General features: G+C 81.7%; 1 pseudogene. It reads left to right on the forward strand.

From position 1 onward, the window contains the following. Positions 1 to 1,530: pseudogene (locus ACQRUO_RS39375) on the forward strand (hypothetical protein); the annotation flags it as partial.

The raw sequence follows: 1,530 nt of genomic DNA on the forward strand, positions 1-1,530 counted from the left end.
CGCCGAGGCCCGCCAGCTGGCCGCCGAACGGGAGCTGGCGGCCCGCCAGGACCTGGCCGGCCGCCAGCTGCGGCACGCCGAGGCGCTGCGCCGGCAGGCCGAGCTGGCCGCGGGCGCCGAGCGCGAGGAGGCCGAGCAGCAGCGCCTCACCCTGGCCCAGGCCGCCCTCGCAGTCGAGTCGGCCCTCCGCGGCCACGCCGCCGCCCGGGCCACCGCAGCCCAGGCCACAGCCACCGAGCAGCAGGCCCGCCAACGGCTGGCAGCCCTCTGGCCCGCAGCCGAGCCGGCCGCGGGCCGGCACAGCGCAGGCGGGCCGGGGGCGAGTGAGCACGGCGCGGGCGGGCACGGCACGGCCGAACCCAGCGCCGGTGGGCACGGCCCGGGCGGACCCAGCGCGGGCGAGCACGGCGCGGGCGAGCACGGCGCGGGCGAGCCCAGCGCGAGCGCACACAGCACCACCGGACACAGCGCGAGCGGACACCACACCACCGCCGGGCCCAGCGCCACCCCACCTGGCGCCGCCACACCCATCGCCACCACACCCGGCGCGCCCGAACGCGTGGCGGCGCCGCCGGTGTCCGAGGTGGTGCCCGCACCGGATGCGCCGGCCGAGGAGTTGGCCAAGCTGGAGGCCGAGGTGCGGGCCACGCTCGGCCGGCTGGAGGTCGCCGCGGCCGACGAGCGGCGCGGCGCCCAGCTGGCCGGCGAGCTGCGGCACGAGGCCGCCGAGCTGCGCCAGGCCGAGGAGCTGGCGCTGGAGGCGGAGCGCTGGCTGGCCGAGCAGCAGGCCGGCGCCGAGGCCCGGCAGCAGCGTGAGGAGCAGGCCCGCACCGCCGCGGCCCGCGCCGAGCAGCTGGCCGACCGCCGGGCCGAGACCGAGCAGCAGCTGGCCGCCGCGCACCGCCGGGAGCAGCTGACGGCCACCATCGCCCCGGCCGAGCAGGCGCTGCTCGGGCTCCAGCGGGCCGCTCTGAGCGCCCGCGAGCACACCCTCGACCTGCGGCAGCGCCGGCTCGACGGGATGGCCGCCGAGCTGGCCGACCGGCTGCGCGCCGGCCAGGCCTGCCTGGTCTGCGGCGCCACCGAGCACCCGCAGCCGGCCGCCCCCGCCGCCGCCCCGGTCCGTGCCACCGACGAACAGGCGGCCACCGCCGCGGAGCAGCGCGCCGAGCGCGCGGTGACCGACGCCGAGCGCGGGCTGACCGAGCTGCGGGTGCAGGCGGCCGCCGCCGCGGCCCGGGCCGGCACCGAGCCCGCGACGGCCCTGGCCGGGCGGCTGACCGAACTGGCCGGGGAGCACCGGGCGGCCCTGAGGGCGGCCGAGCAGCTGACCGCACTGCTCCAGGAGCGCGAGCGGTTGGAGCGGCAGCAGCAGCGCTGCGCCGCCCAGCTGCAGGAGCACCGGGAGCGGGCGGCGGCGCGCACCGCGCGCCTGGAGGCGCTGGGCGCCGAGCGGGCCGAGCTGACCGGGCGGGTCGCGGCGGCCAGGGGGAGCGCCCCGTCGGTGGCGGCCCGGGCCGAGCGGCTGGA

It is taken from the genome of Kitasatospora sp. LaBMicrA B282 (assembly GCF_050325825.1).
In the GTDB taxonomy this organism is placed as follows: Bacteria; Actinomycetota; Actinomycetes; order Streptomycetales; family Streptomycetaceae; genus Kitasatospora.